21 protein-coding genes and 6 tRNA genes are annotated in these 18,715 nt (G+C 60.8%); 8 read left to right on the top strand and 19 right to left on the bottom strand.

The features are described 5' to 3' along the window. Positions 1 to 7: 7 nt before the first annotated feature. From ACN9MU_RS21815 to apbC, 11 genes are all read right to left on the bottom strand, one after another. The gene (locus ACN9MU_RS21815; protein ID WP_057259100.1) at positions 8 to 511 is read right to left on the bottom strand and encodes a hypothetical protein; all 504 of its coding nucleotides are present in this window, start codon (positions 509 to 511) and stop codon (positions 8 to 10) included. A 114-nt stretch (positions 512 to 625) separates the two neighbouring features. Continuing rightward, positions 626 to 701: transfer RNA gene (locus tag ACN9MU_RS21820), tRNA-Glu, on the bottom strand. Between the two features lie 30 nt (positions 702 to 731). After that, positions 732 to 807: transfer RNA gene (locus tag ACN9MU_RS21825), tRNA-Ala, on the bottom strand. Positions 808 to 833: 26 nt separating this feature from the next. Next, positions 834 to 909, bottom strand: a tRNA-Glu gene (locus ACN9MU_RS21830). A gap of 40 nt (positions 910 to 949) precedes the next feature. Further along, positions 950 to 1,025: transfer RNA gene (locus ACN9MU_RS21835), tRNA-Ala, on the bottom strand. Between the two features lie 26 nt (positions 1,026 to 1,051). After that, positions 1,052 to 1,127, bottom strand: a tRNA-Glu gene (locus ACN9MU_RS21840). Between the two features lie 36 nt (positions 1,128 to 1,163). Beyond that, positions 1,164 to 1,239 (bottom strand) — tRNA-Ala (locus ACN9MU_RS21845). Between the two features lie 75 nt (positions 1,240 to 1,314). Continuing rightward, the gene (gltX, locus tag ACN9MU_RS21850) at positions 1,315 to 2,709 is read right to left on the bottom strand and encodes a glutamate--tRNA ligase (protein WP_426162528.1); all 1,395 of its coding nucleotides are present in this window, start codon (positions 2,707 to 2,709) and stop codon (positions 1,315 to 1,317) included. Between the two features lie 116 nt (positions 2,710 to 2,825). Further along, positions 2,826 to 3,212 carry a DUF4399 domain-containing protein gene (locus ACN9MU_RS21855; RefSeq protein WP_426162529.1) on the bottom strand — a complete coding sequence of 129 codons (387 nt, stop codon included), beginning with the start codon at positions 3,210 to 3,212 and terminating at the stop codon, positions 2,826 to 2,828. Between the two features lie 10 nt (positions 3,213 to 3,222). Then, on the bottom strand, positions 3,223 to 4,296 hold the full coding sequence (locus ACN9MU_RS21860; RefSeq protein WP_426343454.1) for a WD40/YVTN/BNR-like repeat-containing protein: 1,074 nt from the start codon (positions 4,294 to 4,296) through the stop codon (positions 3,223 to 3,225). Then, positions 4,296 to 5,378 (bottom strand): iron-sulfur cluster carrier protein ApbC, encoded by a 1,083-nt coding sequence (gene apbC / locus ACN9MU_RS21865; RefSeq protein ID WP_426343455.1) that lies wholly within the window; start codon positions 5,376 to 5,378, stop codon positions 4,296 to 4,298. The genes ACN9MU_RS21860 and apbC overlap by 1 nt, the downstream gene beginning before the upstream one ends. An 82-nt stretch (positions 5,379 to 5,460) precedes the next feature. On the opposite strand from apbC, the gene metG reads away from it, so the two are divergent. Together metG and ACN9MU_RS21875 are read left to right on the top strand one after the other, a co-directional pair. Then, positions 5,461 to 7,626: a methionine--tRNA ligase gene (metG, locus tag ACN9MU_RS21870; protein ID WP_426343456.1), complete on the top strand. Its 2,166-nt coding sequence runs from the start codon at positions 5,461 to 5,463 to the stop codon at positions 7,624 to 7,626. Between the two features lie 2 nt (positions 7,627 to 7,628). Continuing rightward, positions 7,629 to 8,108: a GNAT family N-acetyltransferase gene (locus tag ACN9MU_RS21875; protein WP_426162534.1), complete on the top strand. Its 480-nt coding sequence runs from the start codon at positions 7,629 to 7,631 to the stop codon at positions 8,106 to 8,108. Between the two features lie 250 nt (positions 8,109 to 8,358). Here ACN9MU_RS21875 and ACN9MU_RS21880 read toward each other — a convergent pair whose 3' ends face one another. The 3 genes from ACN9MU_RS21880 to ACN9MU_RS21890 all read right to left on the bottom strand — a co-directional run bounded on the left by ACN9MU_RS21880 (position 8,359) and on the right by ACN9MU_RS21890 (position 10,107). Beyond that, on the bottom strand, positions 8,359 to 8,751 hold the full coding sequence (locus ACN9MU_RS21880; RefSeq protein WP_426162535.1) for a TonB-dependent receptor domain-containing protein: 393 nt from the start codon (positions 8,749 to 8,751) through the stop codon (positions 8,359 to 8,361). 179 nt (positions 8,752 to 8,930) lie between these two features. Continuing rightward, entirely contained in the window at positions 8,931 to 9,128 is a 198-nt protein-coding gene (locus ACN9MU_RS21885) for a zinc ribbon domain-containing protein (RefSeq protein ID WP_426172265.1), read from the bottom strand. Continuing rightward, a complete protein-coding gene (locus tag ACN9MU_RS21890) occupies positions 9,094 to 10,107 on the bottom strand; it encodes an RNA-guided endonuclease InsQ/TnpB family protein (protein ID WP_426162536.1) in 1,014 nt (337 codons plus the stop codon). Before ACN9MU_RS21890 ends, ACN9MU_RS21885 begins: the two co-directional genes overlap by 35 nt. 21 nt (positions 10,108 to 10,128) lie before the next feature. Here ACN9MU_RS21890 and tnpA point away from each other — a divergent pair, with 21 nt between their 5' ends. Further along, a complete protein-coding gene (tnpA, locus tag ACN9MU_RS21895) occupies positions 10,129 to 10,545 on the top strand; it encodes an IS200/IS605 family transposase (RefSeq protein ID WP_426336108.1) in 417 nt (138 codons plus the stop codon). Positions 10,546 to 10,625: 80 nt separating this feature from the next. Here the strand turns inward: tnpA and ACN9MU_RS21900 are convergent, their stop codons facing one another. Together ACN9MU_RS21900 and ACN9MU_RS21905 are read right to left on the bottom strand one after the other, a co-directional pair. Beyond that, positions 10,626 to 10,787 carry a hypothetical protein gene (locus ACN9MU_RS21900; RefSeq protein WP_426162538.1) on the bottom strand — a complete coding sequence of 54 codons (162 nt, stop codon included), beginning with the start codon at positions 10,785 to 10,787 and terminating at the stop codon, positions 10,626 to 10,628. Then, on the bottom strand, positions 10,784 to 11,941 hold the full coding sequence (locus ACN9MU_RS21905; RefSeq protein WP_426318558.1) for a PepSY-associated TM helix domain-containing protein: 1,158 nt from the start codon (positions 11,939 to 11,941) through the stop codon (positions 10,784 to 10,786). Before ACN9MU_RS21905 ends, ACN9MU_RS21900 begins: the two co-directional genes overlap by 4 nt. 87 nt (positions 11,942 to 12,028) lie before the next feature. Here ACN9MU_RS21905 and ACN9MU_RS21910 point away from each other — a divergent pair, with 87 nt between their 5' ends. Continuing rightward, a complete protein-coding gene (locus tag ACN9MU_RS21910) occupies positions 12,029 to 14,176 on the top strand; it encodes a TonB-dependent receptor (RefSeq protein ID WP_426336110.1) in 2,148 nt (715 codons plus the stop codon). 10 nt (positions 14,177 to 14,186) lie between these two features. On the opposite strand, the gene ACN9MU_RS21915 is transcribed toward ACN9MU_RS21910, so the two are convergent. From ACN9MU_RS21915 to ACN9MU_RS21925, 3 genes are read right to left on the bottom strand one after another with little or no spacing between them, the layout of a single operon-like run. After that, positions 14,187 to 14,324, bottom strand: coding sequence for a hypothetical protein (locus ACN9MU_RS21915; RefSeq protein WP_426162541.1), 138 nt, complete (start codon positions 14,322 to 14,324; stop codon positions 14,187 to 14,189). A 35-nt stretch (positions 14,325 to 14,359) separates the two neighbouring features. Continuing rightward, positions 14,360 to 15,262, bottom strand: a complete 903-nt coding sequence (locus tag ACN9MU_RS21920; protein WP_426318559.1) for a DMT family transporter — start codon at positions 15,260 to 15,262, stop codon at positions 14,360 to 14,362. A gap of 29 nt (positions 15,263 to 15,291) precedes the next feature. Next, positions 15,292 to 15,471 carry a hypothetical protein gene (locus tag ACN9MU_RS21925; RefSeq protein ID WP_426343457.1) on the bottom strand — a complete coding sequence of 60 codons (180 nt, stop codon included), beginning with the start codon at positions 15,469 to 15,471 and terminating at the stop codon, positions 15,292 to 15,294. 184 nt (positions 15,472 to 15,655) lie between these two features. Between ACN9MU_RS21925 and ACN9MU_RS21930 the strand changes: the two genes are divergently transcribed. From ACN9MU_RS21930 to panC, 4 genes are read left to right on the top strand one after another with little or no spacing between them, the layout of a single operon-like run. After that, complete coding sequence (locus ACN9MU_RS21930) at positions 15,656 to 16,663, top strand: porin (RefSeq protein WP_426162544.1); 1,008 nt, start codon at positions 15,656 to 15,658, stop codon at positions 16,661 to 16,663. A 50-nt stretch (positions 16,664 to 16,713) separates the two neighbouring features. Beyond that, positions 16,714 to 16,923, top strand: a complete 210-nt coding sequence (locus ACN9MU_RS21935) for a DUF3460 family protein (RefSeq protein WP_426162545.1) — start codon at positions 16,714 to 16,716, stop codon at positions 16,921 to 16,923. A 20-nt stretch (positions 16,924 to 16,943) separates the two neighbouring features. Continuing rightward, a complete protein-coding gene (locus ACN9MU_RS21940) occupies positions 16,944 to 17,864 on the top strand; it encodes a segregation and condensation protein A (RefSeq protein WP_426162546.1) in 921 nt (306 codons plus the stop codon). Positions 17,865 to 17,872: 8 nt separating this feature from the next. Continuing rightward, complete coding sequence (panC, locus tag ACN9MU_RS21945) at positions 17,873 to 18,712, top strand: pantoate--beta-alanine ligase (protein WP_426162547.1); 840 nt, start codon at positions 17,873 to 17,875, stop codon at positions 18,710 to 18,712. Positions 18,713 to 18,715: the final 3 nt, after the last annotated feature.

Genomic DNA, 18,715 nt, shown 5'->3' on the forward strand with positions numbered 1-18,715 from the left:
GGCTTATTCACTCGCGTTTTTCTGGCCTCTCAAGCATGCGGTAAAACACGGCACAGCAGGCGCCGAACACGACATGGGCGCCAAAGGTTGTCCATCCTCGCAAATCGGCAAACCAGGTAAAGGCGCCTGACATGCCGTAGAAATTCAGTACATAAAGAAGTACGCCAAACGCGGCGCCGGTCAGCGCTACCAGGCCCATGCTCGAGTCGAGCTGGAACGGCGCGATGATGGCCGCCAGCATCATGGCGAAGGTAATGCCGAGGATATAGTGGACTGCCAGCGCCGCAATCACGACGGTCAGATCGTAGCCGGAAGTTTGCAGCACCTCCCAGCCCATGACCATCGCCGCTACCATCCGGGTTGTCAGCCATCGGTCACCGCCTTGCACGGTGGCCCATAACAACTCCATCAACATCAGGATACCGCCGGCTCCGAAACCGGCGATGGCTGCGGCGGTCCAGTCAGCCTGGCGCGCCACCCAGCGATGCGATTGCAACACGCGAAGTTCCATGACTTCCTCCTGTGCAGGGTCCGTAACTCATATTAGTACGCAAACCACGAAGATGCAAAGGAGTTAAGCTTGCACGCTTTTTAGGCTGTTTTGGATGGAAGTAAGAAGAAATGCTGGCGTCCCCACGGGGATTCGAACCCCGGTACTCACCGTGAAAGGGTGATGTCCTAGGCCTCTAGACGATGGGGACCTGTTGGACTATTGCTACGTTGTGCCTTGTTGGTGGAGGTAAGCGGGATCGAACCGCTGACCTCTTGCATGCCATGCAAGCGCTCTCCCAGCTGAGCTATACCCCCCTGGGCACAACATAATGCGAAAAGCTTGGCGTCCCCACGGGGATTCGAACCCCGGTACTCACCGTGAAAGGGTGATGTCCTAGGCCTCTAGACGATGGGGACCATATGGACTTTCCGTTACTACTATCAATCTCTGCCGCGTTGGTGGAGGTAAGCGGGATCGAACCGCTGACCTCTTGCATGCCATGCAAGCGCTCTCCCAGCTGAGCTATACCCCCATGCTGGCACAGATTGTTACTGCTCTTGGCGTCCCCACGGGGATTCGAACCCCGGTACTCACCGTGAAAGGGTGATGTCCTAGGCCTCTAGACGATGGGGACCCTGGACTACTTTTTACTGCTTTTCCTTCGCTAAACTGGTGGAGGTAAGCGGGATCGAACCGCTGACCTCTTGCATGCCATGCAAGCGCTCTCCCAGCTGAGCTATACCCCCGTTTTCGAAGGAGACAGAAGTATAGCAGCCCTTCTTTAAATTGCAAATGCTAATTTGCAAGATTGTCGAAATTATTTACGCAAACTTGCTCAGGCGGGCTGCCACGGTGTCGCGTCCGAACAATTGCAGCACTGCATCGATAGCAGGCGTCTGCAGTTGGCCGGCCACCATCAGGCGCAGCGGCATCGCCAGCTGAGGCATTTTCAGGCCGTGTGCGGCCAGCACTTCCTTGATCATGGCGGCGATGGCTTCCTTGGTCCACTCGACAGTGGCGATGCGGGCAGCGAAGTCGGCCACGGCAGGCTTGACGGCATCGGTGTAATGCTGGGTCATCAGGGCCGCATCAGGGTTTGGCGCGCGGTAGAACAGCATTGCAGCGTCGGCCAGTTCGACGATGGTGTTGGCGCGGTCCTTCAGCAGGCCGATCACGGTGGCCAGTTCAGGCGCGCCCTCGAAGACGGCGCCGGCAGCCAGCAGCGGCTTCTTGGCGAGCTCGGCCAGGCGGGCGTTGTCGGCTTGCTTGATCCAGTGGTTGTTGACCCAGGCCAGCTTGTCGAAGTCGAACTGCGCCGACGACGCCGTCAGGCTTTCCAGGTTGAACCACTCGGTGAACTGCTCCATCGAGAACAACTCATCGTTGCCATGCGACCAGCCCAGGCGCGCCAGGTAGTTCAGCATGGCTTCCGGCAGGTAGCCCTTGTCGGCATAGTCGATCACGCTGACGGCGCCGTGGCGCTTGGACAGCTTGGACCCATCCGAGCCCAGGATCATCGGCAGGTGGCCGTACTCCGGCAGCTTGGCGCCGATGGCGCGCAGGATGTTGATCTGGCGCGGGGTGTTGTTCACGTGGTCGTCGCCGCGCAGCACGTGGGTGATCTGCATATCCCAGTCGTCCACCGCAACGCAGAAGTTGTAGGTTGGTGTGCCGTCCGGGCGGGCGATAACCAGGTCGTCCAGCTCCTTGTTGGAAATGGTGATCGGGCCCTTGACCACGTCAGTCCAGCTCACATCGCCATCCAGCGGATTCTTGAAACGCACCACAGGCTTGCGGTCAGCCGGCACCGGCGGCAGGGTCTTGCCCTCTTCCGGACGCCAGGTACCGTCGTAGCGCGGCTTTTCGCCGGCGGCAGTCGCCTTGTCGCGCATGGCCTGCACTTCTTCCGGCGACGAATAGCAATGATAGGCGGTACCGGCAGCCAGCATCTGCGCCACCACTTCGCGGTAACGGTCCATCCGCTTCATCTGGTAGAACGGGCCTTCGTCATGCTGCAGGCCGAGCCACTCCATGCCATCCAGGATCGCCTGCACCGCTTCCGGGGTCGAACGCTCCAGGTCGGTGTCTTCGATACGCAGCACGAAAGTACCGCCGAAGTGGCGTGCGAAAGCCCAGGAATACAGCGCAGTGCGCGCGCCGCCAAGATGCAGGAAACCGGTCGGGCTAGGTGCGAAACGGGTACGGACTTGAGTCATTTCGAGTGGAAAGCGAAAAATATAAAGGCGTAATTCTACCTGTAATGAAAGTCGGGGTCAGGTCTGGCAATCGGACAAAATGTCCGATTGCCAGACCTGACCCCGACTTTCAACAGTTACTTGACTGTGACGGTGATGCTCTTGGACAGGCCGGGGCCGTAGCTTTGATGGGCGCCGTTGGCGAATTGCATCGTCAGTTTGTAGGTGCCCGGCGGCAGCGTGACTTCGGTTTCGGTCTGGCCTTTGCCAAAGTGCAGGTGGGTTTCGTCGAAGGGGATCGATTCGCCGACTTTCATGCTGTCGCCATTGATCAGCAGGTGGTGGTGGCCGGTGTTGCTGTCCATGGTGCCGGCTGGCTTCACTTCCATGCCGGTGACCGCAAATTTGACCTTGAATGGGCTGCTAACAACCGCGCCGTTCTTGGGCTCGGTGAAATCCACCGATTGCGCTGCCACTGTGCCTGCAACCAGGGTCATTGCGAGGGCCGCCAGGATCTTCTGCATATCTGTCTCCTTATCTGAGAGGGGGTCCAACGTACTTGACGATCAAGCCTTTCGGCCCGACTGCCCATCCGGCGCCGGAAGCTGAAAAGCCAACGGCGTTCAGTTTCGTTTCCTTTTCGATAATTGTCCAGCTTTTGCCTCCGTCGCGGGTATAGCCCGAGCCGGCCAGGCCAACGGCCACGAAAGTGCTGCTTGTCCCGGGCACAGGCACCACTGCCGACATGAAGCCGGCAGGCAGGATTTGCGCTGGCGACCAGCCTGCCCCGCCATCGAGACTGATGGCGCCATTCAGCGTTTCCAGCGATGGCTCCTTGTAGTCGCCTCCTGCAACGATGCCGCGCCCGTTGCCGGCAAACCCGACCGAGAAGGCGCCCTTGCTAGTCGCAGCAGCCGGAATCTGCAGCGTCGCGGCCTGCCAGCTTTGTCCTCGGTCGACCGAGCGGAACACCCGTGATTGGGCTCCCCCACCGGTGACAAACCACGCATCGGCCCTCCCGCCCACGCTCAGGCAGGTTCCACTGGCGGCGAACGCGCCCTCCTGCGGAAGCGCTGCCAGGCCGCCAGGGTCGCTCACTGGTTGCCAGCTTTCGCCGCCGTCGCTGGTCACGAGGATCTGGAAGGCGCCGCGCACCGGGTCGCCGAACACAATGCCGTTGCGGCTATCCCAGAACGCCATGGCATCCCAGAAGCCTTCAGCATCCTTGTTCACGACCAGCAGTTGCCAGCTGGCGCCTCCGTCGCGTGTGCGGTATATGCGTGAGGCGGCGCCGGGTCCGGCGCCCATCACGATGGCCGTGTTGGCGTCAAATGCTTCGATATCGCGGAAGTCGAAAGCTTCCGCGCCGGGCACCGTGAGCAGGGTCCAGTGCTCACCATCGACCGTGCGCAGCACAGTGCCCTTGGCGCCACTGGCCCAGGCTACCTCGTCGCTCAGGACGGACAGGCCGCGCAGTTCAGTGCTGGCCGCGTGCTGCTGCGGCATCCACGCTGCGGCGCGGGATGGCGCAGGCGCCTCGACAACCGGTGGCAATGCCGAACAACCGGCCAGTGCGGCAAATACCGCGCAAGAGATGGCGCGCAGCATCAGTCGTGCTTGATGACGATGCTAGGGAACTTGCTACTCATATCCTTGGCCTTTTCGGCCACCTTCACCGCCACCTTGCGCGCGATCGCCTTGTAAATCGCAGCTTCGGCGCCATCCGGCTCGGCAACCACAGTCGGCTTGCCGGAATCGGCCTGCTCGCGGATCGCCAGCTTCAACGGCAGCGCGCCCAGGAAGTCCACGCCAAAATCGGCACACATCTTCTCGCCGCCGCCGTGGCCGAAGATTTCTTCCACATGGCCGCAGTTCGAGCAGATATGGGTGCTCATGTTCTCCACCACGCCCAGGATCGGGATGCCGACCTTCTCGAACATCTTCAGGCCCTTGCGCGCGTCCAGCAGCGCGATGTCCTGCGGCGTGGTGACGATCACGGCACCGGTCACCGGCACCTTCTGGGACAGGGTCAACTGGATGTCGCCAGTACCAGGCGGCATATCGACAATCAGGTAGTCCAGGTCGCGCCAGTTGGTCTGTTCCAGCAACTGCTGCAGGGCCTGGGTGACCATCGGACCGCGCCATACCATCGGCTCGTCAGGGTCAATCAGGAAACCGATCGAGGAAACCTGGATGCCATGGCCTTCCATCGGGTCCATGGTCTTGCCGTCGGAAGTGGTCGGACGGCCGGAAACGCCCAGCATCATCGGCTGCGACGGGCCGTAAATATCGGCATCCAGCACGCCGACGGACGCGCCTTCGGCAGCCAGCGCCAGCGCCAGGTTGACAGCGGTGGTCGATTTGCCGACGCCACCCTTGCCCGAAGCAACGGCGATGATATTCTTCACGTTCGGCATCAGCTTCAGGCCGCGCTGCACGCTGTGGGAAATGATCTTGCTGGCGATGTTCAGGTTCACTTTCGCGCCCAGCGGCTGCAAGGCAGCCAGCACATTGGCGCGGATCGATTCGATTTGCGACTTGGCCGGGTAGCCCAGTTCGATATCCAGATTGATTTCGCCGCCCTCGACCTTCAGGTTGCGGACCGATTTGGAGGAAACAAAGTCCTTGTTTGTATTAGGGTCAATTACTTTGGACAGTGCTGATTTGACGTCATCTACGGTGATACTCATGCAATTCTCCATTGGTGATGGCGCAGTCTAGCGCATCCGCTGGTAAAATGCTCTTTTTATCCACCTTACAAGCGCATCAATTATGACTCGCAAGCTGTTCGTCACCACTGCCCTGCCATACGCAAACGCTGCCTTCCACATCGGCCACATGATGGAGTACATCCAGGCCGACATCTGGGTCCGTTTCCAGCGAATGCAGGCCGAGGGCGACGGTTTGCGCGAAGTGCACTTCGTGGGCGCCGATGACACCCACGGCACCCCGATCATGATCGCCGCTGAAAAAGAAGGCATCACCCCGCAGGAATTCGTGGCCAAGATCGCCGCCGGCCGCCCGCAGTACCTGGACGGCTTCCATATCGCTTTCGATAACTGGTACTCCACCGATTCGCCGGAAAACGTGGAACTGTCCCAGGGCATCTACCGCAAGCTGCGCGACGCTGGCCTGATCCAGACCAAGACCGTTGACCGCTTCTTCGACCCGGTCAAGGGCATGTTCCTGGCCGACCGCAACATCAAGGGCGAGTGCCCGAAGTGCCACGCCAAGGACCAGTACGGCGACAACTGCGAAGTGTGCGGCGCTGCTTACCAGCCGACCGACCTGATCAACCCGTACTCGGTGTTTACCAACGCCACCCCAATCCTGAAGCCTTCGGAACAGTACTTCTTCAAGCTGTCAGACCCGCGCTGCTTCGAGTTCCTGCGCGACTGGCTGAACACCCCGGGCCGTTTGCAGCCAGAAATGGTGAACAAGGTCTCCGAGTGGCTGGGCGAAGCGGGCGAAAAGCTGGCCGACTGGGATATCTCGCGCGATGCACCCTACTTCGGCATCCCGATTCCTGACGCGCCGAACAAATACTTCTACGTCTGGCTGGACGCGCCGGTGGGCTACCTGGCTTCGCTGAAGAACTACTGCGGCAAGAAAGGCATCGACTACGACGCGCTGCTGGCCGATCCGGGCACGGAACAGATCCACTTCATCGGCAAGGACATCGTGTCCTTCCACCTGCTGTTCTGGCCTGCGATGCTGCAATTCGCCAAGCACCCGACCATTGACCGCATGAAGGTTGCCGTGCACGGCCACCTGACCGTGAACAACGAAAAGATGTCCAAGTCGCGCGGCACCGGCATTTCGCCGCTGCGCTACCTGAACCTGGGCATGAATCCGGAATGGCTGCGCTACTACCTGGCCTACAAGCTGAACTCCCGCGTCGAAGACCTGGACTTCACCGGCGACGACTTCGTGGCGCGCGTGAACTCTGACCTGATCGGCAAGTTCGTCAACATCGCCTCCCGCTGCGCTGGCTTTATTGCCAAGAAGTTCGAAGGCAAGCTGGCTTCCGAACTGTCCGCATCCTCGCAGGAATGGATCAAGAAGGCTTTGGTTGCCGAAGACGGCAGCGAGCGCCAGGCCTCCATCGCCGCCAATTTCGAAGCACGCGAATTCGGCAAGGCCCTGCGTGAAATCATGGAAATCGCCGACGTGGCCAACCGCTTCGTCGACGAGAACAAGCCGTGGGTGCTGGCCAAGGACGACACCAAGCTGGCCGAACTGCACGACGTCTGCACCACCGCGCTGATCCTGTTCCGCCAGCTGACCATTCTGCTGTCGCCAGTGCTGCCGGGCGTTGCAAGCAACGTGCGCACCTTCCTGAACGATGCCGCTTACACCTGGGCCGATACCTCGGTGGCATCGGGCGCCGCATGGCAGCCGCTGCTGGGCCGCACCATCGGCGCCTACAGCCACCTGATGACCCGCGTGGACGCCAAGATGATCGAGGACCTGTTCGACGCGCCTGCACCGGCCGCGGCCGCTCCCGCAGCCGCCGCAGCCAAGCCTGAGAAAGCCGCCAAGTCCAAGGCTCCTGCTGCCCCTGCCGTCACCGAAACCGGCATCGAAGTCATCGCCCCTGAAATCTCGGTCGACGATTTCTTCAAGGTCGACCTGCGTATTGCCAAGATCGTCAACTGCGAACACGTGGAAGGTTCCGACAAGCTGCTGCGCCTGACGCTGGACGCGGGCGAAGGCCGCCACCGCAACGTCTTCTCCGGCATCAAGTCGATGTACCAGCCGGAAGACCTGGTCGGCAAGCTGACCGTCCTGGTTGCCAACCTGGCGCCACGCAAGATGAAGTTCGGCGTCTCGGAAGGCATGGTGATGGCCGCCTCGGCGGTCGATGAGAAGGCCAATCCTGGCATCTACATCCTCAACCCATGGCCGGGCGCCACGCCGGGCATGCGCATCAGCTAAGCATGGACATAATCGTCCGCGAAGCAACTGCTGAAGATGCGCCCCTGATCGCCGAGCTCACGCGCAAAGCGTGGGCCGGCAAGGTCAATGTCACCTCCAGCGGACACCGTGAAACCGCCGTCTACGTCGCCGACCACCTGCGCGACGGCGGCGGTTTTATTTTGCTCGATGGCGACACGCCGATCGGCTCCGTGCGCTGGCTGCCGCTCGATGCGGAGCCTGATGTGTGGGAAATCCTGCGCATGGGCGTGGTAGCCGACTACCGCGGCACCAACCTGTCGCAGCACCTGCTGGAAGCCGTGATCCATCACGCCCTGGCCGCCGGCATCGAAGAACTGCGCCTCGCCGTGCGCAGCGACCAGCCCAAGCTGATCGACTTCTACACTGCCTACGAATTCACCCTGGCCGAGGAACTCGAATACTCCCACGCCAACCCGCTGGAACCAGCGCCGCTGGTCATGCGCCGCCTGCTGCGCCACTGACAGCGCTATACTCTAATCATGGTTGGAGAAAGGCGAACGGGCGATCTAAGCACCTCTGCGTCCGCATTACTTTGCCTGGCAACTTTCCATCACCTCGTGAGGTAGGCTGCAATGTTGAATTATTTGGTGTTTGCAATCGGAGCCATTGGCGTTACGGTCGGAGTTTCCGTTTCAATCTGGTCGTTCCTGTGCACGCGCCGCCAGTGCCCTCCCGCCCGCAGAGCCGGACGGGAGTAACAGGCCGGCCGGGTCAGAACTTGGCGTTCAGGGACAGCTTGTAGCTGCGCGGGGCGCCGGGCATGATGTTGTTGTCACCGTGCGCTGAAGCGTAGTACTTCTTGTCGAGCAGGTTCTCGACGTTCAGTTGCAGGCGGTAGTCGCTGCCGAAGCTGTAGAACAGCGCGCCATCCACACGCGTGTACGATGGCAGGATCACGGTATTGGCCGTCGAGGTGTAAATGCTGTCGCGATACACCACACCCAGCTTGGTGGCGGTCGAAGTCGACTGCTGGGCATAGCCCTGCTCCGCCGCCGCATGCACATCCACTTGCGGCAGTACTTGGGAGTCATCGGCAAAAGCGGAGCAGGCGGGGAATGCGGCGGCAACGGCCAGGGAGATCTGGGTGGGGCTGAAACGGGTCATGGCTTTCAACGCAAATGAGAATGAATCTCACTCTAGTTTTAAGCCGCCACTTTCCCGCTTAAGCTGGTTGACCTCCTCCCCCTCTCACTGACGTTCGCCCGCCACTCGGCCGGGAAGGGGGAGAATTCCTACGTCGCCTGAACGCAAAAGCATCCAGGTCGATTCGGCGGGTTCCTGCTTCATCGGGCGGCCTGACTGCTCCGCTCTCCACAGGCTAACAAGCGGAGTCCCCGCTCTAAAATATTGATCGCGCCAACCATATCGGCGTGATTTTCATAAGCACATGCGACACATTTAAATTTCGCTTGCGTTCGCCGGTTCTCTGGCGACACATGTCCGCAGCTAGGGCAAGTCTGGCTTGTATGCCGCGGCGGCACGACCTGCAATATGCCGCCCCGCCAGGCCAGCTTGTATTCCAGCTGTCGCCTGAATTCCCCCCCATCCCTGGTCCAGGATGCGACGATTCAGGGCGCTTTTCTGAGCAACCATTCGTCCAGGCTGCTGCAATGTCCCTTTGGCCGAACGCACCATATTGCCAATCTGCAGATCCTCGATGCAGACGATCGCGTGGGTTTTGCTGATCGTCGTGGAGGCCTTGTGCAAGACGTCTTTACGAAGGTTGGCAATGCGGGCGTGGAGCTTCTGCACACCGGCTTTCGCCTTTTGCCAGTTGCTGCTGAATTTCACCTTGCGGCTCATGCGACGCTGGAGCAGAGACAGGCGTTTTAGATGCTTCCTGTAGCTATTGGCTGCCTCGACGAATTTCCCGTCGCTCGTGGCAGCGAGATGAACAATGCCGACGTCCACGCCGATGGCTGTTTTACCGGCAGGAAGACACTCTTCGACCTCACGCCGGGTCTGGATAGCGACAAACCATTTACCGGCTGCGCAGCAGACCGTGACATTGCGCACTTCCCCCAGGACTTGACGGCTGTTCCTGTAGCGCAGCCAGCCCAGCTTGGGCAGGAAGATGCGGCTATTGCCCTGATCGAGTTTGATCTGTTTCGGATCCGGGTAGCGGAATGCATCACCGCAGCCTTTGCGCTTGAAGCGGGGGCAGCCCGTGCGCTTGGCAAAGAAGTTTCGAAAGGCTGCGTCGAGATGTTTCAACGCATGCTGCAACGGGTGACATGGCGCATCCCGCAGCCATGGCGTTTCCTGGTCATGACGCCAAGCCGTCAAATTTCTCGCCATGGCCACGTAACCGATATAGCCGTTGCCGGCCGCGTAATTCTCCTGTTGCAGTGCTAACGCCTTGTTGAAGACGTAGCGGCATGCGCCGGCGAAGCGGCGCAAGAGAGATAGTTGGCCACCGCTTGGCTTCAGCTCGAATTTGTAGGCTTGAAGACGCTCCATGGATTCAGTATATTTTGGTCTATGGCCATTTCAAGCGACCTCAGGCACGGTAGGCATTGCGTCTTCATGATGCATGTCCATTTGGTCTTTGTGACAAAATATCGCCGCGATGTCTTTACCAAGGATATCCTGGAAGACCTGCGCCCGATCTTCGCCAACGTCTGCGCAGACTTCGAGTCCGAGCTGGTGGAATTTGACGGCGAACACGATCATGTGCACCTGCTGGTGAACTACCCACCCAAAGTCGCCGTCTCGCATTTGGTCAACAGCCTGAAAGGCGTCTCGAGCAGGATGATCCGCAAAAAGCATTATCCAAGTATCCGCCAGAAGCTATGGGGCGGCACCTTGTGGTCACCATCCTATTTTGCTGGCAGTTGCGGTGGTGCGCCGATAGCGGTGATTCGCCAGTACGTCGAACAGCAAAAGACACCACACTAAGTGTGCAGGACGGCTTCGCCGTCCGCGCTCTTGACCCCGGCCTGAACGGCGGGCTTTGCCGCGCCCTGGATCAAGGAATTTCAGCTACGACGCCAGCCGTACCAGATGCCGGCCGCGACCGGTGCCCCGAGGGTGACGGCGGAGATGGCGTCCAGCCATCCATCCCCTACCAGCGCGGAAACCAGGCCGATGGTGGTCGAGACACCGAGCGCGATCGGGGCGCCCCAGAGTTTCCAGTTCATTTGCCGGCTCCTTCCAGCGCGACTGCCGGTACCTCCGCCATATCGGCGGGGGCCGCGTTGGCGCCCGCAACAACGCCGCGCTTGAGCCACAGGTAGAGGCCGCTGCCCAGCACGATGATCGTGGCGATGTCGAGCAAGGCCCACAGCAATTTCATGGCCTGGCCGCCGTAATCACCGAAGTGCAGCGGCTGCGAAATCAGTAGCGCGGTCAGGTACCACGGCAAGTCGCGGTTATCGGTGACCTGCGCCGTTTGCGCATCGACCAGCACCGGCTTGTACAGGCGCGACGTCAGCGCCTGGTCGCCGCGCATGAAGATGCCGTAGTGATGCGCGCTGGTAAATGGCGTCCCCGGGAAGGCGATAAAGCCGATCTTCATGCCCGGTTCGGCCGCCAGGGCGCGCTGCATGGAATCCTGCATCGACGCCAGCGTGGACGGCGGTGGCAGGTTCTTGTAGGGCGCCACCATTTCCGCCATTTCCGTGACCTGCCAGTACTTGAGCAGCAAGTCGGCCCAGGTATTGATCATGCCGGTCGCGCCCACCACCAGCGCCCAAACCAGCGTCACGATGCCCAGCAGGTTATGCATGTCCAGCCATTTCAGGCGCGGAGCACGGTCGCGCCGCACCGTGCCGAAATCGAGCTTGCGCATGAACGGCGCGTACAAGACCACGCCGGAAATGATTGCAACGACCAGCAGCAAGCCCATGAAACCGAGGAAGAGCTTGCCCCACAGGCCCGCATACAGGTCCACGTGCAGATGGAACATCACGCCCAGGAAGGTGTCCTCGAAATTGTGTTGCGCCAGGACTTTGTCCGTGCGCGCATCGACCGCGACCGGCTTGAAGTTCTCGTCGGTCGGATGGTCGCCCAGGGTCAGGTTCCAGATGTTCGGTTCATCGGCCTCTTGCGACATGTACATCATGATCTTGCCGGGGTACAGGGCCTTGCCTGCCGCGATGATGTCGTCGATGTTGGCTTTCGGGGTGTTTGCCGGCATTTCCGGCGCTTCCGTCTCGTAGCCCATCACATGGCCGATCTCGTGGTGATAAATCAGCGGCAGCCCGGTCAGGCAAAGCAGCAGCATGAAGACGGTGCAGACCAGGCTGCTCCATTTGTGGATCCACGCCCAGCGGCGGGTAATTTTCGGGCTCATCGGGGCAATTGTTAAACTATGCAAATGCGAACGATTCGCATTTCGTCCAAGATATTACATTCAGCAACTAATTTTGGCTAGTCTTCCATGTACAAACTCACTCCCCTCGCCTTCGCAGCCGCCATCCTGGCAAGCAGTCCAGCAACCGCCGAGGACATGCAGACCGTGGTCGTCAGCGCCTCCGCCGACGCCTCGGCCGAAGGCCTGCCCAAGGCGTATGCCGGCGGCCAGGTCGCTCGCGGCGGCCGCCTCGGCCTGCTGGGCAACATGGACATGATGGACACGCCGTTCAATACCACCAACTACACCCAGGCCCTGATCCAGGACCAGCAGGCACGGTCGGTGGCCGACGTGCTGCAGAACGATCCGTCCGTGCGGGTGGCGCGCGGCTTCGGCAATTACCAGGAGCTGTACGTGATCCGCGGCTTCGCCGTCAATTCTGACGACCTGGCATATAACGGCCTGTACGGCATGCTGCCGCGCCAGTTTGTCGCCTCCGAGTTGTTGGAGCGCGTGGAAGTCTTCCGTGGCGCGAACACTTTCATCAACGGCGCCCAACCGGGCGGCGGCGGCATCGGCGGCACCATCAACCTGCTGCCCAAGCGCGCCGGCAACCGCGACTTGACATCACTGACGATTGGCGCCGAATCTGGAGGCCAGGGCTATGCAGCACTGGACCTGGGGCGCCGCTTCGGGCCCGAGCAGCGCACCGGCCTGCGCATCAATGCCGTACGCCGCGATGGCGGCACTGCGATCGACCGCGAGGGCCGCGAGCTGAGCGTGCTGTCAGCGGGCCTGGACTATCGTGGCAATGGCTATCGCCTGTCGGCAGACATCGGCCACCAATCGCACGAATTGACCGGGGCACGTCCAAGTGTGACCGTGGCGCCCGGCATTGCCCTGCCGGTCGCTCCCGATGCCTCGTCCAATTTTGCGCAAAACTGGACCACTTCGGAAGAGCGCGACACCTTCGGCACCCTGCGCGGCGAAATCGACCTGGCCAAAGACGCCGTGGCCTGGGCCGCCTTGGGTGTCCGCAGCGGCAAGGAATTCAATATCCTCGCTTCGCCGACAGTCAGCGCCAGCGACGGCAGCGCCACCATGTACCGTTTCGACAATGCCCGCAAAGACAGCGTGCGCACGGGCGAGGCCGGCCTGCGCGGCAAGCTGCAAACCGGCGCCATCAGCCACAGCCTGAGCGCGACTTTATCCGGCTATTGGCAGGAGTCGAAGAACGCTTACGCAATGAGCAACTTCTTCCCCGGGTTTGCGACCAATATTTACCGCCCGGTGGACGTGGCAGCGCCAGCCGCCAATTTCTTCACTGGCGGCAAAATGGATGAGCCGCTGGTCACCAGCAAGAGCATCCTGTCCAGCTACGCCCTTGCCGACACCATGTCGCTTGACCAGGGCCGATGGCTGCTGACCGCAGGTATCCGCCACCAGTCGATGAAGGTGTTTGGCTACGACTACAACACAGGCGCCGAAAATGCGGCCTACGACGCAAGCGCCGTCTCGCCGATGGCCGGCATTGTTTTCAAACCGGCCAAAGGGATGTCGCTCTACGCCAACTACATCGAAGGCTTGCAGCAGGGCCCGGTCGCCTCAGGCACCGACATCGATAATGTCGGCGAAACTTTCGCACCCTACACGTCGCGGCAGAAGGAACTGGGCGTGAAATTCGATACCGGTTCGCTGGGATTCAGCGCCGCGGTATTTTCCACCGGCATGCCGTCGGCTTATGTCGAAAACCGCCATTTCGGCGTTTTCGGTGAACAGCGCAATCGCGGCCTGGAATTATCGGTATTCGGCAATCCGATGCGCGGCGTGCGCCTGCTGGGCGGCCTGACCCTGCTGGATGCCGAACAGCGCCGCACCGCCGGCGCCGTTAACCAGGGCAAGGACGTCATTGGGGTACCGAAAACCCAGCTGAATATCGGCGGCGAATGGGATTTGAATGCAGTGCCTGGCCTGACATTCAATGCACGGGCGGTTTATACGTCCAAGCAATTTGCCGATGGCGCCAACCAGCAGCAATTACCGTCGTGGAACCGCATTGACCTGGGCCTGAATTACACAACCCGTATTGCCGACCGAGACGTGACCTTCCGTGTCCGCCTTGATAATGCCTTCGACCATCATTACTGGGCATCGGCGGGCGGTTATCCCGGCGCCGGCTACCTGGTTGCCGGCGCGCCGCGCACAGCAACCGTTTCGGCCAGCATCGATTTCTGATATACGCCAATTATTGGCTTGATTGCGCCAATAACTGGCCGCCCCCGACTTCCAGCGCTGCTATGGGCTTGGGCGGCTTGGGCGGCGGCTTCTGGCAGGCGGAAACGAGGAGTGCCGCGACCAGCGCGGCAGGAGCGAGGATACGCATGGCAACCTCCGGCGGAAAATTTGAAATTATCAGATTCAACGCCGGGCTGGCGCACGGCCGGAGGAAACAATAATCCCGCCGATAATCAGGATAAATGCGATGGCGTGATAAATTTTCGGCGCTTCCCCGAGAATCAAGGACGACAGCAATGCAGTAAATAATGGCGTCAGGTTGACAAAGAATGCCGCGACTGCCGGTCCAGCCTGTTGAACGCCGGCGCCCCAGCACCGAAAAGCGATAATCGCCGGCCCGATTGCGACATACAGCAGCGCGGCGAATAAAGGCCAGCTCCAGTGAATAACAGCCGCGGAAATGACAGCCTCGCCGGCGGCAAATAATCCAGACCAAGCCGCGCCAAATGCCACTTGCGCCAGCAGGAAACTCGCCCAATGCCCGCGAATATCAGCAGGTCCCGTAGTGCGGGTTAGCAGCCAGCTATATAAGGACCATGCAATCGTTGCCAGGATCATGAATATATCGCCGGCCACCAGGCGCAACTCCATTAAATGGGTCCATTCGCCGCGCGCCAATACCAATAACACCCCGGCAATGGACAACACAGCACCGGCGACCGGGCGCCGCGAGACGCCAGCACCGAAAAACAGCCAGCCGGTCAGCATCATCCAGACCGGCATGCCTGACGCCACCAGTGTCACATTGATTGGCGTGGAACTTTGCAGGGCGAGGTATTGAAGCGCGTTGTAGAGCCCGATGCCGAGCAAGCCCAGCCACGTGAAGCGCCGCCAGTTGGCCCAGAGGCCACTGCCGCGGCGGAAAATCGGCCCGGCGAATGGCAGCAGCAAGATAAACGCAATTGCCCAGCGCAGGAAGTTGAGCAGGATCGGCGGCACGTCGTGTGCCACCAGGCGCCCGACGATCGCATTCCCTGCCCAAAGCAGTGGCGGTATGGTCAGGAGTATCGCTGTGCGGGGTTTCATTGTGCCCGCAAGGATACGCTATTTCTGAACTAACCGCGCTTGGCCTTCTGTTTTGCCCCGCCACCCGCGCCCTCGTCGCTACCGGCCTTGGTGCGGGACTGCTCGTTCTTCGTGTTGCGCTTGGCGGTGTTCTTGTTGCCCGTCTGGTCGGACTCGACGTTCTGCACCGCTTGGCGGTTCTGTTTGCTGAGTTGTTTGCTCTGGGTCATGGCGGTCTCCTTTGCCGAATCGAGCCGTCACTGTCGCTTGCGCACAGTTGCAAGTCTGTGCGCTGGCAAACCGGCGCGTGGTTCCGCGCCCACGCCCGGGGAAGATTCACTTGTCGGCGGACTGGGCAGCAGTGACAATGGGGGCGCAGCACGAGGCCTAAACAACAATATTAAGAAGGTATCCATGAAACGACTGCTCCCAGCCATCACCCTCATCCTTCCCTTCGCCGCTTCGGCGCAAACCCAGGTCACGATCTACGGCGTGGTCGACGCCTTCGCCGGCCGCACCGCGACTGCCAGCGCGCCGCAGGCCGTGAACGCGGTCAACAGCGGCGGCATGATCACCTCCTATTACGGCTTTTCCGGCACGGAAGCGCTGGGCGGCGGCCTGAAAGCCCAGTTCCAGATCGAAGGCTTCTTCCGCGGCGATACAGGCGAGGCAGGCCGCTTCCCCGGCGAGGCAATATTTGCACGTAATGCCAACGTCGGCCTGGCCGGCGATTTTGGCCTGGTGCGCCTGGGGCGCATTGCCAACCCCCTGTTTGTCGCCGCCGGCCAGATCAACCCGTTCGGGCCCTCGACCCGCTTTTCGCCGCTGATCAACCAGATTTATACCGCGGTCGGCGGCAACGCGACCCTGGGCGATACCGGCTGGAGCAACTCGATCCAATATGCTTCCAACCCGGTATATGACACTACGTTCGTCGCCCAGTACTCGCTTGGCGAACAGCCCGGTGCCCATAACAACAACTGGGCGGCAGTCGCCAAACATGCCGGCAAGGAACTGGCTGTGACGGTGGGTGCAGTGAACGTGCGCTTTGGACCAGGCCTGAGCGCTGCAGTGCCGGAACAACGGACCTACCTGGCCGCGGCTTCCTATGACTTCAAGGCAATCAAGCTGTTCGCTTCCTATTCCGACCACCAGGCCAAGGTCAGCGAACGCGACGCCCATTCGGTGCACGCCGGCTTCACCATCCCAACCCATGGCGGCGCGGGACGCTGGATGGTGGCCTGGTCACGCCTGACGGAGAAAGCCAAAGTCGTGCCGGAATTCCACCGCGACACCGGCGCCGCCGGCTACGATTACAACGTTTCGCCGCGCACCGACCTGTATGCGGTGCTGATGTACGACAAGATTAGCAACGCTAGCAAGGGAAATACCTACGTAGCTGGCATCCGGCATCGTTTCTGACGAGAAAAGACGGTAAAATGTCCGTTGCTGAACCCAGTTATTTTCACAATATGAAATTCCTCAAGCAGAATCACAAATACGAGTCCGACCATACCTTGTTCATCAAGGACCTGAAGGCCAAGAACCCGCAAATGGAAGCTGGCCAGCAAGCCGGCCGCGCCATCCTGTGGGACAAGCCAATGACTTCGCTGGACGAACAGGCCCGTAACAAGGCTTCGACCGTCAAGCAACAGGCTTACGTGTACCAGAACAAGGTATAAGAGCCGGGACGGCACACAGCATGTCGCCAAAAGACGCGGTGGACGAACAGGCCGAACAGGCAGAACTGGCCGTCGCCGCGGATTTGCCGCCTGATGCAGGCGGACCAGGCAGCGGCGCGGACGACGCGCCACCCGACGCGAGCGCCCCGGCGGAAGCCGAAGGCGCCGCATTTGCACGCCTGTACGGCGAGCCGGTGCTCAAACTGCCGAACGACCTCTACATCCCGCCCGATGCGCTGGAAGTCATCCTCGAAGCGTTTGAAGGCCCGCTGGACTTGCTGCTGTACCTGATCCGCAAGCAGAACTTCAACATCCTCGACATCCCGATGGCCCAGGTAACGCTGCAATACCTGAGCTACGTGGAGGAAATCCGCAAGTCGAACCTGGAGCTGGCCGCCGAATACCTGCTGATGGCGGCCATGCTGATCGAGATCAAGTCGCGCATGCTGCTACCGCAGCGCCAGCACGACCTCGACGTGGAGGCGGAAGACCCGCGTGCGGAACTGGTGCGCCGCCTGCTCGAATACGAACAGATCAAGCTGGCCGCCTACGACCTGAACACCCTGCCCCAGGTCGGCCGCGACTTCGTGCGCACCCAGATCTTCATCGAACAAAGCCTGGTGCCCACCTGGCCGGAAGTGGCCGTGGTCGACTTGCAGGACGCCTGGCGCACGCTGATGAAGCGCGCCACGCTGAAGCAGCACCACAAGATCACCCGCGAAGAGCTATCGGTGCGCGAGCACATGACCTCCATCCTGCGCAAGCTCCAATCGAGCCGCTTCATCGAATTTACCGAGTTGTTCAACCCGGAATCGCCGCCGCCGGTGGTGGTGGTGAACTTCGTGGCGATGCTGGAGCTGGCCAAGGAAACCCTGATTGAAATTACCCAGGCGGAGCCGTTCGCACCGATTTACGTGCGCCTTGCTTATTCGCCTGCCTGAAAAAAACTATGAAAATCATCTCCAATATCGAAGAACTGCGCGACCAGCTGAGTGGCCAGTTACGTACCGCTTTCGTGCCAACCATGGGCAACCTGCATGAAGGCCACCTGTCGCTGATGCGCCTGGCGCGCAAGCACGGCGACCCGGTGGTGGCTTCCATTTTCGTGAACCGCCTGCAGTTCGGCCCGAACGAAGACTTCGACAAGTATCCGCGCACCTTCCAGGCCGACGTGGAAAAGCTGGAGAAGGAAGGCGTGTACGTGCTGTTCGCGCCAACCGAAAAGGATATGTATCCGGAACCGCAGGAGTACCGCGTACAGCCGCCGGACGGCCTGGGCAATACGCTGGAAGGCGAGTTCCGCCCGGGTTTCTTCGGTGGCGTGTGCACCGTGGTGACCAAGCTGTTCTCCTGCGTGCAGCCAAAAGTGGCTGTGTTCGGCAAGAAGGACTACCAGCAACTCATGATCGTCCGTAACATGGCACGCCAGCTTGGCATGCCGACCGAGATCGTCGCTGCCGAGACCTACCGCGCCGACGACGGCCTGGCCCTGTCCTCGCGCAATATGTACCTGTCGGCCGACGAACGCGCCGAAGCGCCTGCGCTGTACCGCGCGCTGAACCAGGTGGCAGATGAAGTACGCGGCGGCCACCTCGACGTATTCCAGCTGGAGCACAAGGCGATGGACGAACTGGCAGCGCGCGGCTGGAAGCCTGACTACATCTCGATCCGCAAGCGCAACGACTTGCAGCCGCCAAACGCCGGCGACCTGGCGCAAGGCGAAAAGCTGGTGGTGCTTGCCGCAGCCAAACTCGGCACCACCCGCCTGATCGACAACCTCGAAATCTGAACC

It is taken from the genome of Pseudoduganella sp. R-32 (assembly GCF_049913245.1).
GTDB lineage: Bacteria > Pseudomonadota > Gammaproteobacteria > Burkholderiales > Burkholderiaceae_D > Rugamonas.

Bases quoted from the DNA above. Each gene is read 5' to 3' on its own strand.
- panC (WP_426162547.1), top strand. From the start codon at position 17,873: ATGAAAATCATCTCCAATATCGAAGAACTGCGCGACCAGCTGAGTGGC.
- ACN9MU_RS21905 (WP_426318558.1), bottom strand. From the start codon at position 11,941: ATGAGCCCGAAAATTACCCGCCGCTGGGCGTGGATCCACAAATGGAGC.
- ACN9MU_RS21935 (WP_426162545.1), top strand. From the start codon at position 16,714: ATGAAATTCCTCAAGCAGAATCACAAATACGAGTCCGACCATACCTTG.
- ACN9MU_RS21940 (WP_426162546.1), top strand. From the start codon at position 16,944: ATGTCGCCAAAAGACGCGGTGGACGAACAGGCCGAACAGGCAGAACTG.
- ACN9MU_RS21915 (WP_426162541.1), bottom strand. From the start codon at position 14,324: ATGCGTATCCTCGCTCCTGCCGCGCTGGTCGCGGCACTCCTCGTTTCC.
- ACN9MU_RS21910 (WP_426336110.1), top strand. From the start codon at position 12,029: ATGTACAAACTCACTCCCCTCGCCTTCGCAGCCGCCATCCTGGCAAGC.
- ACN9MU_RS21930 (WP_426162544.1), top strand. From the start codon at position 15,656: ATGAAACGACTGCTCCCAGCCATCACCCTCATCCTTCCCTTCGCCGCT.
- ACN9MU_RS21925 (WP_426343457.1), bottom strand. From the start codon at position 15,471: ATGACCCAGAGCAAACAACTCAGCAAACAGAACCGCCAAGCGGTGCAG.
- metG (WP_426343456.1), top strand. From the start codon at position 5,461: ATGACTCGCAAGCTGTTCGTCACCACTGCCCTGCCATACGCAAACGCT.
- ACN9MU_RS21920 (WP_426318559.1), bottom strand. From the start codon at position 15,262: ATGAAACCCCGCACAGCGATACTCCTGACCATACCGCCACTGCTTTGG.
- ACN9MU_RS21875 (WP_426162534.1), top strand. From the start codon at position 7,629: ATGGACATAATCGTCCGCGAAGCAACTGCTGAAGATGCGCCCCTGATC.
- ACN9MU_RS21815 (WP_057259100.1), bottom strand. From the start codon at position 511: ATGGAACTTCGCGTGTTGCAATCGCATCGCTGGGTGGCGCGCCAGGCT.
- tnpA (WP_426336108.1), top strand. From the start codon at position 10,129: ATGGCCATTTCAAGCGACCTCAGGCACGGTAGGCATTGCGTCTTCATG.
- ACN9MU_RS21880 (WP_426162535.1), bottom strand. From the start codon at position 8,751: ATGACCCGTTTCAGCCCCACCCAGATCTCCCTGGCCGTTGCCGCCGCA.
- ACN9MU_RS21860 (WP_426343454.1), bottom strand. From the start codon at position 4,296: ATGCTGCGCGCCATCTCTTGCGCGGTATTTGCCGCACTGGCCGGTTGT.
- apbC (WP_426343455.1), bottom strand. From the start codon at position 5,378: ATGAGTATCACCGTAGATGACGTCAAATCAGCACTGTCCAAAGTAATT.
- ACN9MU_RS21890 (WP_426162536.1), bottom strand. From the start codon at position 10,107: ATGGAGCGTCTTCAAGCCTACAAATTCGAGCTGAAGCCAAGCGGTGGC.
- gltX (WP_426162528.1), bottom strand. From the start codon at position 2,709: ATGACTCAAGTCCGTACCCGTTTCGCACCTAGCCCGACCGGTTTCCTG.
- ACN9MU_RS21900 (WP_426162538.1), bottom strand. From the start codon at position 10,787: ATGAACTGGAAACTCTGGGGCGCCCCGATCGCGCTCGGTGTCTCGACC.
- ACN9MU_RS21855 (WP_426162529.1), bottom strand. From the start codon at position 3,212: ATGCAGAAGATCCTGGCGGCCCTCGCAATGACCCTGGTTGCAGGCACA.